13 protein-coding genes are annotated in these 15,258 nt (G+C 38.1%); 4 read left to right on the top strand and 9 right to left on the bottom strand.

Annotation, left to right across the window (positions count from 1 at the left end):
• Positions 1-43: 43 nt before the first annotated feature.
• Positions 44-514 carry a hypothetical protein gene (locus tag DVW83_RS05550; protein ID WP_104660185.1) on the bottom strand — a complete coding sequence of 157 codons (471 nt, stop codon included), beginning with the start codon at positions 512-514 and terminating at the stop codon, positions 44-46.
• A gap of 211 nt (positions 515-725) precedes the next feature.
• Here DVW83_RS05550 and DVW83_RS05545 point away from each other — a divergent pair, with 211 nt between their 5' ends.
• Positions 726-1,097, top strand: coding sequence for a hypothetical protein (locus DVW83_RS05545; RefSeq protein WP_104660184.1), 372 nt, complete (start codon positions 726-728; stop codon positions 1,095-1,097).
• Between the two features lie 123 nt (positions 1,098-1,220).
• Here the strand turns inward: DVW83_RS05545 and DVW83_RS05540 are convergent, their stop codons facing one another.
• Positions 1,221-1,799 (bottom strand): type II toxin-antitoxin system Phd/YefM family antitoxin, encoded by a 579-nt coding sequence (locus DVW83_RS05540; protein WP_104660183.1) that lies wholly within the window; start codon positions 1,797-1,799, stop codon positions 1,221-1,223.
• Between the two features lie 65 nt (positions 1,800-1,864).
• Entirely contained in the window at positions 1,865-3,157 is a 1,293-nt protein-coding gene (locus tag DVW83_RS05535; protein WP_104660182.1) for a helix-turn-helix domain-containing protein, read from the bottom strand.
• 240 nt (positions 3,158-3,397) lie between these two features.
• Here DVW83_RS05535 and DVW83_RS05530 point away from each other — a divergent pair, with 240 nt between their 5' ends.
• From DVW83_RS05530 to DVW83_RS05520, 3 genes are read left to right on the top strand one after another with little or no spacing between them, the layout of a single operon-like run.
• Positions 3,398-4,342 carry an AAA family ATPase gene (locus tag DVW83_RS05530; protein WP_104660181.1) on the top strand — a complete coding sequence of 315 codons (945 nt, stop codon included), beginning with the start codon at positions 3,398-3,400 and terminating at the stop codon, positions 4,340-4,342.
• Between the two features lie 4 nt (positions 4,343-4,346).
• Entirely contained in the window at positions 4,347-5,423 is a 1,077-nt protein-coding gene (locus DVW83_RS05525; RefSeq protein ID WP_104660180.1) for a DUF58 domain-containing protein, read from the top strand.
• Positions 5,416-7,542 (top strand): transglutaminase-like domain-containing protein, encoded by a 2,127-nt coding sequence (locus DVW83_RS05520; RefSeq protein WP_137239110.1) that lies wholly within the window; start codon positions 5,416-5,418, stop codon positions 7,540-7,542. The genes DVW83_RS05525 and DVW83_RS05520 overlap by 8 nt, the downstream gene beginning before the upstream one ends.
• A gap of 117 nt (positions 7,543-7,659) precedes the next feature.
• Here the strand turns inward: DVW83_RS05520 and copB are convergent, their stop codons facing one another.
• The 6 genes from copB to DVW83_RS05490 all read right to left on the bottom strand — a co-directional run bounded on the left by copB (position 7,660) and on the right by DVW83_RS05490 (position 14,995).
• Complete coding sequence (gene copB, locus DVW83_RS05515; protein WP_137239108.1) at positions 7,660-9,870, bottom strand: copper/silver-translocating P-type ATPase CopB; 2,211 nt, start codon at positions 9,868-9,870, stop codon at positions 7,660-7,662.
• A 7-nt stretch (positions 9,871-9,877) separates the two neighbouring features.
• Complete coding sequence (locus DVW83_RS05510; protein WP_104660177.1) at positions 9,878-12,073, bottom strand: heavy metal translocating P-type ATPase; 2,196 nt, start codon at positions 12,071-12,073, stop codon at positions 9,878-9,880.
• A complete protein-coding gene (copZ, locus tag DVW83_RS05505; protein WP_104660176.1) occupies positions 12,073-12,282 on the bottom strand; it encodes a copper chaperone CopZ in 210 nt (69 codons plus the stop codon). Before copZ ends, DVW83_RS05510 begins: the two co-directional genes overlap by 1 nt.
• A gap of 13 nt (positions 12,283-12,295) precedes the next feature.
• Entirely contained in the window at positions 12,296-12,736 is a 441-nt protein-coding gene (locus DVW83_RS05500; RefSeq protein WP_104660175.1) for a CopY/TcrY family copper transport repressor, read from the bottom strand.
• Between the two features lie 91 nt (positions 12,737-12,827).
• Entirely contained in the window at positions 12,828-13,352 is a 525-nt protein-coding gene (locus tag DVW83_RS15195; protein ID WP_167591983.1) for a topology modulation protein, read from the bottom strand.
• A 182-nt stretch (positions 13,353-13,534) separates the two neighbouring features.
• Complete coding sequence (locus DVW83_RS05490; protein ID WP_104660174.1) at positions 13,535-14,995, bottom strand: APC family permease; 1,461 nt, start codon at positions 14,993-14,995, stop codon at positions 13,535-13,537.
• Positions 14,996-15,258 lie beyond the last annotated feature (263 nt).

Genomic DNA, 15,258 nt, shown 5'->3' with positions numbered 1-15,258 from the left:
ATGTTTGTTCCTGAGCTTATTTATAAGGGCGTACCAATAAGTATCATCTGCGCTCTGAAATCATATTTGTTGTTCGAACTTCCGTGTAAAAATAAAAAAATGCTGCTAAAAAGAATGAGAGAATTGCTAGATAGAAACTTGGCTTTATTGTTAAAAAATACATTGCTGAATAAGCAGAATCTTTTAACCCGCTTTCACTTAACCCATTAGGACCAACGATGATCCGCGGCAACATCGAGAAAAACGAGGCAAAAACCAACATGCAAGAAAAATGGAGCATATGCCAGTTATAAGCTTTAATGAATTTATTTGAAAGCAGCAAACTCACACTGATAAAAAAATAAAACATCGTTAAAAGTGGAAAATTCTTTGATACAACAAATCCGCTACCTTGGATCAATCCTAAAATCTCTGCCCCTTGTACTACCGCATTTACCCATGTAAATGGTGCCAAGAAAATTGGGAAAAACCAAAAAAACAAATACAAACGTTCAACTTTTATTATCTTTCTCATTCGTTTCCTCCCTTGCACGATTTTCTTTCATCATACTATAAGCGTTTTCTCTAAAAAAATTAGGGGGAAAATCTTTTTTTTTAGAGATAACGCAATGAGAGTTTGTTCATTTAACCATCAAAATATGAAAAAGGAATTGCTTAATTTTATTTTGATCTTAAAATAAAGTTGTGGGGGAGAATCGAATACACAGGTTTGGAGGACAAACATCATGGTAAAATATCTAAAAAAATGTATTTTACTCCTGTTTTTAGTTCCGTATATTTATTTTGCATTGTTGCTAGATTACCGCTATCATTCTATATTTGGATTGATTTTTCTAATTTTTCTGGCATTTTATACTGGTTTTCTCATGCAGAAAAAAGACCAGCTCTTTCTTTTGATTCCAGGGAACATCGCTACGACTGTGACTTCCTATTTAGCATGTCTCTATTATACAGATTGGCACTTTTTTTATCAGCCATTTAGCCCGACCAAACTTATCCTGCTACTAGCAGTCATTTATTTGATCCCACAAGTGATAGGTATTTTTTGGGCACGGATTTTTACCCAAAAAAAGCAGAATATAAACATATTTAAATAGAACATAGAAAAGGAGTAGACTTTCGTGATCAATCGTCTGCTCCTTTTTTTAGTTTGATTCATTTGTATACCGAGGCTCCTTCTGACCCTTTTAAAGTATGTTCTATGATAGACTGAATCCTACCTATATCTCATGCAGATACACTTTCTTGATCACGATCTTGTCGAATAATTGTGACTGACTATCTTGTTCACCAATGATCTCAGCAATCACTGTGCGGTTATTTGATTTCTTCCGTAACTGGTAATTTATTTTCCCAGTCGCATTCAACTCATTTAACATGTCTACTACGCCGCCAAAACCTGTTTTCTTTGTAATGAATCCTAATGCCACCATTCGTTCATCCAAATTTTTAGCGGAGACCGTTACTCCAGTGATCAAAGAATGTTTTAACTTTTGAACTAATTCCTCTAACCCTTCTGTTGTTGAAACAACTGACGTGGACTGATCGGTAAAGTTATCCAGTACTTGTTTACTTTCTTCATTGATCCGCACTTCCTCTTTCACCGATTCTCGCAAGTCTGCTAGTTCCTGTAACAAGGTTTCGTACTGTTCCTGAGTCAGCATGACACCTGCAACTTTTTCTCGGTTGAATATATATACCCCAGTTTCGGATTTTCTTGCCTGGTCAAACACATCCATCGGTGATCTTTTTACCTCTGTGATCGAAGATGTGGGCACCTCTAATTTCTTTAAATCCAATGGACATCCTCCTTTACTACTCTGTTTCATTATAGCATATCCAAAACATCCGAAGAAAATATCCTTCAATTTTTTGTATCGATCCAGTAATCGATATCTGAAAGTAGCCGGTCGATGCCAAAGGAAGATTGGTAGAAATAGGTTTTTTGGTCCTTATTATTGACCAGCGGGAAAAAATGATCCGTAATGATCAATTGTGCATAATTGGGCGGTGTTGCTCGCGTACATACGTGAATCGCTGTTCGTTTTCGGTGTCTAAGTGTTTTGTCTAAAACAGCTGCCAGTCTTCTCGCTTCCTCATGGTCGTAACGAAAAAAAAAGACGATCTTCACTTCCGGCGGATAAAGTTCCAAATAACCACGCTCTTGTAATACTTTTAGTAAACACAAGTCCCACTCACTTGCTGGATAATCGAGTGCTTGTTGTAAAGCTGTTCGAAATTGGCTTAGTTTCTCTTGGCAATTAGGTATATTTTTCAGAAATTCATGATATGTTTGCAATTCTTCCTTGACTGTATGTTCATGGATACCGATCGTATAGCGCAACCATTCTTGATAAATCACCCGTGTGATGCTTTTTTTATTCGTACTTTCATATTCGCTGGTCAGCCAAAATAAAGAATCTAGCTTTTCAGTGACGATCATCAATTTACGGTAATCCGGTGTTTCTTCGATTTTTTCCCAACGTTTCTCGATGATGATATTGCAGCTCAAGCGCAAAATACATCGATATATTTTTTCTTTTTCTGATAAGTGTTGTTCTCTCAAAAATAGCAGTTCAGGAAACATCTCGAAGAACGCCGTCTGATTTTCATTTAACAGTTCCACCTCTGAGACTTCTTTTCTTTGCTCCAATAGCTGAATAAACACTTCTGAAAAAGATCGTTCTGTATCTTCAACATAGAAATGTGGAAAATCTCTTAAGAAACAAAAGATCAGATAACGGATCTTTCGTTCAGCACCATAGATTTGTCCCTTTTTATATGAAAAGGAAAGATGATATTCCCCTAACCACTTCCGTAAGCGTTCCTGTGAAGAACGATCATAGACTTGCTGATATTTTTTTTGGAGGATCAAATCTTTTAATAAACAAAAGGAAGAAGACTGGATCAAAAAATCAAATAATAAATAAGGTTCGCTGTATCCTTTGTTATAGACCAAGCAAACACTTTTTTTCTGCTGGATCAATTGGATTGGGATATCCTTTTCCTCTAATCTTTTTAAATAGCGATCGATCGTTTTCACGTCTACCATTAACTTTTCCGCTATATCTGCTTTTTTCCAAGTTAGATCCTTCATCTGATGGATCAATAAAAATAAATTTTGTACATTTTTTGTTAATAGTTTTTGCCATTTCATTGAAGCTACCTCACTTAATCCATTTACTCTGATTCATAAAAAAGAAAAATTGCAAATAGCTAGTTTCTATATATAAAGTACGAAAAAAAACAAAAAAATATTTTTATAAACCATTAATTTATTTTTAATTTTATTATACTTCATTCGTTCGCGTTGTAAGAGACATTACTTGTCTGAACAATACCCTTCAATTAAAATATAGAAGTAGAACAGTAAATTTCATGAGAAGGTGATGAGAGAATGAATAACCAAATCCAGTCATCCAAAGAAAAAGTGGATCGACTGATTCTTGAATTAGAAAAAGCAATTGTTGGTAAACGTTCGACGATTCAGTTAATGGTTGTCGCTTTATTAGCCAATGGCCACGTCCTATTCGAAGATATACCAGGTGTCGGTAAAACTTTACTTGTCAAAGCTTTATCTCAAGCAATCAAAGGTAACTTTAGTCGTATCCAGTTTACACCGGATCTCCTTCCCAGCGATGTTTTGGGATTTTCAGTCTATAATTCTCAAAACCACTCCTTTGAATTTCGACCGGGACCAGTTTTTACGACAATTCTCTTAGCTGATGAGATCAATCGAACCACCCCAAGAACTCAAGCCGCACTTTTAGAAGTGATGGCGGAAAGACACGCAACGATCGACAATCATACGTATCCTTTAGATCCGCATTTCTTTGTTTTGGCTACCCAGAACCCCATCGAATATGAAGGAACATATCCTTTACCTGAAGCCCAATTAGATCGCTTTTTATTTCGATTAGAAATCGGGTATCCTTCATTTGAAGAAGAGCTCTATCTATTGATGAATGAATATGAGCAGAATCGGCAATCCTTATCTGTTGTTTTAAGTAGTGAAGAATTGACCTCCTTAAAAGAAGAAGTGAATCAAGTCTTCGTAGACCCTGCTGTTGCTTCTTTTGCCTTACAACTCGTGACAGCAACCAGAGAACATCCTGAAATCAAATTAGGCATTAGTCCAAGAGGAAGTCGAGCATTTATTCATGCAGCGAAAGCCTATGCTCTTGTTCAGGGTCGCATGTATGTTACGCCAAAAGACTTCCAAGTATTGGTTCCTTTTGTATTTGCTCACCGTCTGATGTTTCAAGATGCTTCATTGGACAAAACACAGATCACAGAGCTTCTCAACGATATCGTTTCTCATGTTCCCATACCAGTGAGGTGAGCAAATGACAAAACTATTCAATTACCTGACTAACTCCTTGTTGCTCGGTATCTATTTTTTATTTGTGGGATTTGCTATTCTTTTCAACAATTCATTAGGTTGGTTCCTTGCAACTTTTACCACACTTTATTTGTTATGGAGTTTTCTTTCATTAGGTTCACTTTTACGAAAAATAGCAGTCTCTAGTTCTGTTCCAGCCTTCATCAACCGTGAAAAAGCAACTATCACAACTGTTTATTTTTCAAAAGCAGGAGTCTTTTCTATTCCCTTACCTCATTTAACTATTCGCTTTTCTGAGAACTTCTCTCCCCAACAGCAAACGATTTTTGTCCTATCAAAAAAGAAACAAGGCGTGCAAACGACCCTCAACTGGCCAAACCGAGGCAATTTACAAACTGTCACGATCGAACTGATTGCTTATGATCCTTTAGGGTTGTTTCGTAAAAGTATCAAGCTGGAGATTCCTTTCAATACCACCATTCTTCCTCGATTTTGTGAAGAAGCCAACCAACTGTTTGAACAGTTGATCCATGAGCAAAGGCAATTCCCCCAAAAAGGTGGAGAGGAATTGAAAGAGTATCGACCTTACCGCTATGGTGATCCAGTGAATCGGATCAATTGGAAATTATCGGCACATAGTCAAGAATGGCTTTATCGTGAAACAGAAGAAAAACAACCAGTGAGCGAAATCAGCCTATGTTTTTGGGGAGTAGATGACCCATTTTTTGAGGAAACATTGGATATCTATTATTCTTTTTACCAATTAGTTAAAGATAAAAACCCGGAAATGATCGTTTTAGGAAAGGATCATTTTAGCCAGAATGATCCAACCAATCAATTATTTGCCAAATTACAGCCATTTTCTGTGACTGATGAAAAAAAGGCAACCGCCTATTTAAAAGATGCTCATAGCCCGCACCTTGTCATTTTTACGCCTAGACTTTCCGACGCACTACAAGCATTTAGTGAGGCAAACCCTAAAAATACCACTGTCGTTTTTATTTATTTCGAAAGCAATCACTTAGTCATTCAACATAAACAAGCTCGTCTAGCTGTCAAGGGAGGTACGAAAGATGACTGATAAAAAAATACTATGGCTTCGTGCGATATATTGTTTTTTTATACTTAGTGTCCCAGTACCTGTTTTTCTATCTGCGAATCAGTTGCCAGAGTATCTGACCCTTGTTTTGATCATTGGCTTGATTACTGCGGTCACTGCTGGTTTACGTTCAAAACTACTTCGACTACCTTTTTATATTATTTTGGCTATTGGTACACTTGTTCGTTATTTTCCTGAAACACCATTTTCTTTCCGTTGGTTCTCACAGTTTTACGCACAGATTTCGTTAGAGCTCGGGCAATTGTTTCAGGGAGAATTGAACTATTTTCCTGCAAAAACTGCTTTTTGTCTGATATTATGCTTGATCTATCTCACCTGTCTGCTAGTGATCGATTATGACCTATGGCCGATTCCTTTTATACTTATAACTGTATACTTTATGCTGTTGACTATTTTTAGGGATTTCGATCTATTTGAAGAAATGATTTTTGTCGTGGCCGTCCTATGTATCTATTTGATTTTCAGACAACTGTTAGTTCCCCTTCCTAGTAATAAAAAAGGCCAATTTCTATTACTTACAAATTCAACTTTACTTGTCCTTTTAGCTATCAGTGCGACACTTCCTTCCTATTTGCCGACATTCAATCAGGCATTAGAAGAAAAAAGTGAACCAATCAGAGATTATCTCAACCAAGAAGGACTCTATGACAAAATCAACAACTATAAAGCTACTGGTACCGCTAAAACTGGATTCAGTGAAAATGATGAACAACTTGGTGGACCTCTATATGATAACAACGATGTCGTTTTTACAGTTGCACAACCTGAAAGCAACTACTGGAAAGTGGAAAACAAGACTGATTATACTGGTAAAGGATGGAATGAATATCCAAATGCTCCTCTTACTCCAGTGGAAAATATACCTTATGGACTTCAAGAATATCAGAAAGCTGACGCAACACCACAAACTGCCCATTTATCTTTGAAAAGTCAAGCCTACATTCCTTATCCTTATGGGAATATCCAATTGACTACTCTGCCTGATCAAAACGAGATGCCTGTCTATTTTTTGCAGCAATCGAATCGTTTCATTTTAACTGGAGCCAAAAAAGATACTACGGTTACCATGGCTGTCAATAAAATTTCCACTTCGCCTGATAACCTACAAGCTATTCATATCTCAGCCGATGATAAAAAGCGACTTGAAAATTTTCTGCAGTTGCCCTCTTCACTCCCTGAAAGAGTCAAAAATCTAGCAAATGAACTCACAGATGGACTTGCGTCTCCTATTGAAAAAGTAAAAGCAATTGAAGATCACCTAGAATCGTTAGGGAACTATCGATATTCAAAGATCGATGCACAACATACCCCAGAAAATCGTGACTATGTAGACTATTTTTTATTTGATACGAAAGTAGGTTATTGTGACAACTTTTCTACCTCTATGGTGATCCTCCTTAGAGCAGCTGGGCTTCCTGCTCGTTGGGCCAAAGGATTTACAGGGGGCTATCAAACGGGTACAAAAAATGATAACAAAATATATACGATTTTAAACAGCAATGCTCATTCTTGGCCGGAAGTTTATTTCCCTGGCTTTGGTTGGCTCCCTTTTGAACCTACTCCTGCTTTTTCAAATCCAGCAATTGCTGAACAGGAAGTTCCAGAAACAACCAGTGCGCCGCGTGTTTCAGATGTAGCAGAACAAAGCAGTGAACTTGCAGATACACAACGTTCCTCTTCAGAAACAACAACCACTACTGAGAATGGTACAACTGACACATTAAAAAATAATAATAAATTTCTGTTTTTTGCGCTATTTTCTGTTTTAGTGCTTGTCGTTCTCGGGTTCTATCGCAAAAAATTATATTGGTTCACTTATGTTCTCTGTCTTCGGTCATTTATTGTTAATGAACGGCAAGCCTATCGTTTTCTTCTGTGGGGATGTGAGCGCCTGCTACCTAGAGCACCAGAAGAAGATCTCGTAACATACAGTATGCGCTTTGAAGCGAACTATCCACTGAATGATCGTTTCATCAAATTAACGACGCATTATGAAACGTTCCTCTACGACAGTCATGCTACCCCATTTGATAAAACAATGTATCACGCTGTTGCGGATGCGATCAGAAAACAGATATAACTAAATCATGAAAAAAAGACAATTCCTATTATAGCTAAAAGAAATCATCTCTGCGTAAAGTCCATTTGATTTCTGCTATTTTAAGAATTGTCTTTTTTGTTTTCTTTTAGTTTTTTACTATTTCAGCGTTAGTGCATTCAAAGCAACAACTACTGTACTTAGTGACATCAATACTGCTCCCATTGCGGGACTTAAAATAATTCCGATTGGGGCTAAGATTCCCGCCGCTAAAGGAATAGCAACAATGTTGTAACCGGCACCCCACCAAAGATTCTGGATCATTTTTTTTCTTGTTTGTTTTGCCAATTCCAAGAAATGTAAAATATCTTTAGGGTCACTGTTTGTCAACACAACATCTGCCGAATCAATCGCGATATCCGTCCCAGCACCAATCGCCATTCCGATCGTGGCACGTGCCAAGCTAGGAGCATCATTGATCCCATCACCGACCATGATCACTTTTTTGCCTTTATCAAGATATTGTTGCACGATTGCTTCTTTGTCATCAGGTAACAAACCACCATAATAATTCTCGATACCCAAATATTCTGCTACTGCCTGTGCGGCTTTTTGATTGTCGCCAGTCAACATGACAGGCGTGATGTTCTTTTCTTTAAGGGCTTGGATAAATTGTTTTGCTTCTGGTTTTATTACATCACCTAGAGCAATGATTGCCGCAAGTTGTTCTCCAATAATCAAATAACTTATTGTATTTCCTTGTTCTTCGTAAGGTTTTACTCGGCTTGCATCAACTGATAACCCCAAACGCTTCACTTCTTTTTCATTGACGATCTTCACTTTTTGGGCTTCAACATCTGCTTCTAGACCAACACCGCTTAGATTTTTTTGGTTCAACGCTTCATATGGGGCAATATCCTTTTCTTTTAGATAGTTCATGATACCAATTGCTAACGGATGATTGGCTGCGGATTCTAAAGCACCAATGTATTTCAGCAATTCTTCTTTTGTATAATTGTCAGTTAACACTTCGAGACCTGTCACTGTAAATTTACCTTGAGTCAATGTCCCTGTTTTATCCAACATGATGACATCTAAGTCATTTGCTTGTTCCAAAGCATTGCGATTTTTTAAAAGCAAGCCATTTTTGGCTGCAATCGAGGTAGAACGAGCGACTACTAAAGGTATCGCTAATCCTAACGCATGTGGACAAGCAATAATGAACACCGTAACCATTCGTTCTAGCGCATCTGGTAAATTCTCTAAGAATAACCAAGCAATAAAAGCCAAGATTCCGGTGACTAATGCAACATAAAAGAGCCATTTGGCTACTTTATCTGATAATGATTCTAGCTTTGATTTTTCACCTTGGGCTTTTCGTACCATGTCCATGACTTTCGCTAAATAACCATTTTCGCCAGTTCCTGTTACAGTGATTTCAATCGTACCATCACCATTGATCGATCCACCAATAACTTGGTCGTCTACGTTTTTCTTCACGCCTCTAGATTCACCAGTAACCGCAGATTCGTCCACAATCGTTTCACCTTTTACGATCGTACCATCTGTTGGCATCTTATCTCCGGCACGAACAATCAGATGATCGCCCTCTTTTACTTCTTTGAGAGAAACAGTTTCTTCTGTACCGTCTTTTTTCAGACGTTTAACAGATTCGGGAAGTAATTCAGCTAATTTCTGTAATGCATTACTAGCATTTGAAACAGCGTTCATTTCGATCCAATGTCCCAACAACATGATGACGATCAATGTGGCTAATTCCCAGAAGAAGTCCATTACATGTGCTTGCGGATTGATCAAATTTGCGACAAATGAATAGACACTATATACATATGCAACAGTGATCCCCATGGCAATCAAGGTCATCATTGCAGGACTTTTTTGTTGAAGTTCCATTTTCGCACCACTTAAAAATGGTTGTCCGCCGTATACAAAAAGGATTGTTGCAAGAACTAGAACTACCCATTCTGACCCAGGAAATGTAATTTGAAAGGAAAATTCCATTCCCATCATTGGTGAAAAGAGAATGATCGGAATAGCTAAAATAAGCGATAACCAAAATTTTTGTTTGAAATTCCCTATGTGCATGGAATGAGCCATTCCGCCCATACTTCCATGATCCATGTGATCGTGGTCCATCATTCCATGGTTCATATGGTCATGATCCATGTTTTTATGGTTCATTTTTCCACGGTTCATACCTTCATGGTTCATGTGTTCATGCTTCATACCTTCATGATCCATACCTTCATGATCCATACCTTCATGGTTCATATGGTCATGATCCATTTCTCTATTCTCATGTTGTTCATTAGAAACCTGTTTTTCTGGATGTGTTGTTTTTTCTTTCATCTTTACCCTATCCTTTCTTCGAATGTGTCATCCTCCGATTCAAACTTAGGGAGTTTAGCAAAACACTTACAGAACTAAAGGCCATAGCACCACCTGCAATGATAGGATTTAAGAAACCTAATGCGGCAAATGGAATACCGATCGTATTATAAATAAATGCCCAAAATAGATTTTGCTTTATCTTCTTCAAAGTAGCTGTCGAAAGAGCAATCGTCTGGCTGATCGAAGTCAAATGACTATTCATCAAAGTGACATCCGCAGCTTCCATTGCGATGTCCGTCCCACTTCCCATAGCGATCCCCACATCTGCAAGAGCTAACGCTGGCGCATCGTTGATCCCATCACCGACCATTCCAACTTTTTCTCCTTTTTTCTGAAGGCTCTCAACGTAGTTCGCTTTGTCTTCCGGTAACACTTCTGCGAAAATATGTGCTGGATCGATTCCAACTTGTTTACCGATTGTTTGAGCTGCAAGTTGATTGTCTCCTGTCACCATGTAAACTGAGATACCATTGTTCTGTAACTGTGCGATTGTCTGTTTGGCGTCATCTTTGATTTGATCCGATACAGCGATCAAACCAAGGACTTTTTTGTCATTTGCCAAGAACATGACTGTTTTCCCCTGTCCTTCTAATTCTAACGCTTGTTCTTGAAATTCATCAAATGAAAGGGTCATTTCTTCCAATCGCTTTCTGGTACCGGCAAAATAAAACTGTCCGTTGATTTTACCACTGATGCCAGCTCCTGGATGGGCAGTGAAATCTGTGATTGGCTCAGCGATCATCCCTTGGGTTTCTCCGTAAGCGACGATTGCTTTACCTAAAGGATGTTCAGAAGCATATTCTAATGAATAAAAGAGCGAAGCTACTTCTTCGTTTCCCAAAACATCTGTCACTTCTGGCGTACCGCGAGTGATCGTGCCTGTTTTATCTAGGATGATACTGCTCAAATGTGCCGCTGCTTCTAATGCTCCGCCACCTTTGATCAAAATCCCATTGCGGGCGCCGACTCCTGTACCTACCATGATCGCTGTAGGTGTAGCTAGACCAAGCGCACATGGACAGGCGATCACTAAAACTGAAACACTATGGATCACGGCAAGTTGCCAGTCATTGGTCATAAATCCAGTAATCAATAACGTTAACACTGCAAGCACTAAAACAATCGGTACGAATATCCCTGAGATCCTATCAGCGATCTTTTGGATGGGTGCTTTGCTTCCTTGAGCATCTTCGACCATTTGAATGATCTGTGCCAAGACTGTTTGTTTCCCAACTTGAGAAACTTCCATTTGGATCAAACCATTTGTATTGATCGTTCCCCCAAAGATGGAGTCATTTTCCTTTTTCTCCACTGGAACGCTTTCGCCTGTCAGCATACTTTCATCAATGGCACTAGTCCCTGAAATAATCTTTCCATCTGTCGGTATCTGTTCCCCTGGACGGATCACTAGGATATCTGATAGATTGACTTCATCAATTGAAATCGTTTGTTCCTGTCCATCTCTTAACACTTGAGCCGTCTTTGTCTGTAACGACATCAACTGTTTGATTGCGTCACCTGTTTTGCTTTTCGCTGTATGTTCTAAATATTTACCTAACAATATCAACGTAATGATCATACTGCTACTTTCAAAATATAAATCGGTGGAATGACTTGGAAAAAAGCCATTGTAGACACTTAAAGCAAAAGCCGCAGTCGTTCCGATCGCGACTAAGACATCCATATTTGGTGCCTTTGTTTTCAATGCATGATAGGCACCTTTATAAAAACGCCATCCCACATAAAATTGGACTGGAATAGCTAAGATAAGTTGAACGATCGGCCGATGAAAAAAGTGGACGATCTCACTATTGTTCCCTAACATCATCGCGATCATTGCCAACATTAGCGGCAACGTCAATACTGCACTGAAAATCAGGTCAAATTTCATTTTCTTGCGATAAGCCGTTTTTTCTTCCTCAATCTTTTGTTTGTGTGCTTCGTCGTACAAGATTGCTCCATACCCGATATTTTCGACACTGCGAATCAGTTTTTCTGTTGACGTTTCTTTATAGGTCACACTAGCTTTTTCAGTAGCTAAATTAACAGTTGCAGATACAACACCCGGTTGCTCTTTCAATTCTTTCTCGATTCGAGCAGAGCAATTCGCACAGGTCATCCCTGTGATAACAAATGTATCCATTTTTGTTTGGGCATCCATCAAATCACCTCAGATTGATAGCCTAATGCATTGATCGTCTGGCAGATTTTTTCCGGTTGGATTTTTTCTTCATCATATTTCACGATCCCATTTTCTTTTTTTAAATTGACTTTTATCTTTTTTACGCCATCAAGTGAATGAACGGCATCTTCCACACGTTCGACACAATGGTTACAACTCATTCCTTTAATTGAAAATTCTTGTTTCATCATTTATTCCTCCTTATTGATGTTCCTTACAATGACATTGGCCAAGGATACAGTTGCATGCAACGGATGCGACTGGCTGTTTTTTATTTAATTGGTCTAAGATCATCTCAATATCTTCTTGGGTCAATGTTGCTTCTTCCACTAAGTCAGCAATCGTTGCCCCGATCCTTTTTGCGCAGATATGGGAAAAAAGATTCTCGGTTGCACTGCGAACCGTTTCCGTCTCCGAAACGGCAGGATGATAAATAAATTTTTTCCCTTCTTGTTCTGTCCAGACCGCTTCTTTTTTCACCAGACGTCCCAACAAAGTTTTTACTGTGGCTGCTTTCCATTCCATGGATTCTGCGAGTATCTGCGTGATTTCTTGTGCTGTCGATTGACCAAGGGTCCAAATGACTCGCATGATCTCCCACTCAGAGTCACTGATCTTGATTGGGGAAGTTACTTCTTTCATCTCATCACTCTTCCTTTCTGTTTACATACGTAAACTTAAGTACGGATATAGATTACAACTGTAAACGAAAAATGTCAAATGGTTTCTCCTATTATTTGCTCAATTTCTTTAAAAATACTGTTTGCTCCCGTTTGTTGTGCAAAATAATCAATTTTTCGCTTGCACCTAGTTGATCAATACGATTCAATAACCGCGGTTCATTTTTTTTCTTATAATGTAAAACAAATGAGAGAAATTCTATATATTCGCTATCTAGTTTTTCACTAAAGGTGTGAGGCATATCTGGTCTTGTTGTTTTGTTTCTTTTTCTTTTGATACTTCTTAAAATCACTCGGTAGATTGCGAGGAATGTGGGGACTTTTAGTAATATGATCTGATCTGCTTCTTCGATTCTCTCTGTCGCTGTACCGGTATAGTTGCCTTCGATGATCCATGATTCATTTTCAGCCATGAATTTTATTTGTTCTGCTTTGAACCATTCTGCAGCCTCGTCACTGTAATCTGTGGTATGCCATAACAAGTCTAGTGGTAACAGAGGACTACGTGTGATCGTTTGCATCTTCCTTGCTAGTGTAGATTTTCCAGCACCGCTTTGACCGATAATCATTCGCTTCATTTACTCTCCCCATTTCATTCATCTTTTTTTCTATCTTACCATAGAAAAAAAGAGAGGCAAGGCATCCTTATGCCTCGTCTCTCTTTATCCGTATAAACGGTCTGTTCTTATTTTCAGCTTATTTCCTGTTCTTTCAAACTATTGGATATTTTTCTCCATCCATGAATGGACTCACGTTCTGTTCATCGTACTTGAGTAACAGGTTCTTCTACTTTATTTTTATCTCTACGTGCAATTGCAGGTAAGATCATTCCTAATAAAATCAAAATGATCGGTGTCACGACGTTTGAGACCAACTGGAACCACCATGCTTTCGGATCAGCTGCATATTCGACTTTTGGTACCATTCCCAAAATACAAGCAAATGCAGTGAATGCAAAACACCAAGCGCCAAAAATAAAGCCGATTTTTGGATTTTTAACAAACTTATATTCAGAAGTGAATTTCTTATACGCTTTATTCAACATCATATAAGCTAAGAATACCCATAAATAACGCATTGGCATAACTACTGAATTCAGGTTCGTCAACCATTTGACTAGTTCATTCATATCCTTGATCCCAACAATCGGTAGTAAGATGATGATACCGACTAAGATCCCAGTTAATAAATAGCCGTTGATTAGTGTTCCTTTGCGGTTACGTTTGCGCAACCAATTAGGTACAAAGTTTGGATCAGCATCAGCTAATAAGATTTTTAGTGGCGCATCGATCGAAAAGGCTAATGCAGAAATCTGGCCGACCATATTTGTCAATGCGTAAATAATCATCAATACATTTCCTATACCATAATAATTCCCAAGGATTTGGAATGCACTATATGCACCATTTGCCATCAGATCTTTAGGGATATTGTCACTAGCAAAGAGCATCCCCATCGCTACTGAACCTAAGACCGCACATACGCCGACCATTGCCGCTAAAAAGATCATTCCTTTTGGAAATTCTTTTGCAGGGTTACGTGTTGAATTGACATATGGAGAAATTTTTTCTGCTCCGCCAACCGCAAATACTAACATCGAAACTGTCGTGAAATAGCTAAAGTCAAATGTAGGGATGTATGTTTTGACTTCATTCATATGAGAAGTCGCAAACTCCATTGTTGGATTGATGAATGGTGCTGTAACAGCGAGCAAGATGAATAATAACGACATCACGAACATAGCTGTACCAGCCAAACCACCAATCACTTTTAGTGTCGATAGTCCTTTTGTTGAAAGATAAAGAAAGGCTAAGAAAATGATCAATGAGATGACCGCCACCATTTGGACTGACATCGTATTGACGATATTGCCATTTCCTTCAACTGCCCAACCAGCTGCAATCAAGATTGCTTGTGGTTTTTGTGCCAAATAAGGAATATGGACGACCCAATAAGTCCAAGCAGCATAATACGCCAATCGTTTATTTGAGGTCGTATTCTCTACCCAAGAGCTGACGCCACCTTTGCTATCTTTGAAGGCGGAGCCAAGTTGTCCAACAATTAAGGCATAGGGGATAAAATAAATAGCAAGAATCAATAACCAAGAGGTAACAACGGAAATCCCTTGTTGCGCATAATTGTTGACTACATTCCCCATCCCCCACACCATGTTGAATGCAATTAAAGCCACGGTAAACCAACGTAATTGTTTATCGTTCATTTGTTCTCTCCTTTTTGATTTTAATAGGTAAAACTAATATCCACATGTAATCATAATAAAACTCTTACATTTTTACAATATAGCGTTATTTTAATTGTGGATTATTTTAGCAATTACACATTTTTCTTACATCTTATTATCATTTTTCGGGATAAAATCCTTTTAAAAAGGCGCATTTTATGAAAAAATCTTTTATTTTTTATAGAATATTCTGAAAAAAATAAATTAAAAAAGTTATTTTAATCGTTTTTTTTTCAAAATAG

The organism is Enterococcus sp. VV15 (assembly GCF_005236045.1).
Classification (GTDB): Bacteria; Bacillota; Bacilli; order Lactobacillales; family Enterococcaceae; genus Enterococcus_B; species Enterococcus_B durans.
Note: the sequence above shows the minus strand (reverse complement) of the source record. Positions and strands in the feature narration are given on the sequence as shown.

Bases quoted from the DNA above. Each gene is read 5' to 3' on its own strand.
- DVW83_RS05550 (WP_104660185.1), bottom strand. From the start codon at position 514: ATGAGAAAGATAATAAAAGTTGAACGTTTGTATTTGTTTTTTTGGTTT.
- DVW83_RS05545 (WP_104660184.1), top strand. From the start codon at position 726: ATGGTAAAATATCTAAAAAAATGTATTTTACTCCTGTTTTTAGTTCCG.
- DVW83_RS05535 (WP_104660182.1), bottom strand. From the start codon at position 3,157: ATGAAATGGCAAAAACTATTAACAAAAAATGTACAAAATTTATTTTTA.
- DVW83_RS05530 (WP_104660181.1), top strand. From the start codon at position 3,398: ATGAATAACCAAATCCAGTCATCCAAAGAAAAAGTGGATCGACTGATT.
- DVW83_RS05525 (WP_104660180.1), top strand. From the start codon at position 4,347: ATGACAAAACTATTCAATTACCTGACTAACTCCTTGTTGCTCGGTATC.
- DVW83_RS05520 (WP_137239110.1), top strand. From the start codon at position 5,416: ATGACTGATAAAAAAATACTATGGCTTCGTGCGATATATTGTTTTTTT.
- copB (WP_137239108.1), bottom strand. From the start codon at position 9,870: ATGAAAGAAAAAACAACACATCCAGAAAAACAGGTTTCTAATGAACAA.
- DVW83_RS05510 (WP_104660177.1), bottom strand. From the start codon at position 12,073: ATGGATGCCCAAACAAAAATGGATACATTTGTTATCACAGGGATGACC.
- copZ (WP_104660176.1), bottom strand. From the start codon at position 12,282: ATGAAACAAGAATTTTCAATTAAAGGAATGAGTTGTAACCATTGTGTC.
- DVW83_RS05500 (WP_104660175.1), bottom strand. From the start codon at position 12,736: ATGAAAGAAGTAACTTCCCCAATCAAGATCAGTGACTCTGAGTGGGAG.
- DVW83_RS15195 (WP_167591983.1), bottom strand. From the start codon at position 13,352: ATGAAGCGAATGATTATCGGTCAAAGCGGTGCTGGAAAATCTACACTA.
- DVW83_RS05490 (WP_104660174.1), bottom strand. From the start codon at position 14,995: ATGAACGATAAACAATTACGTTGGTTTACCGTGGCTTTAATTGCATTC.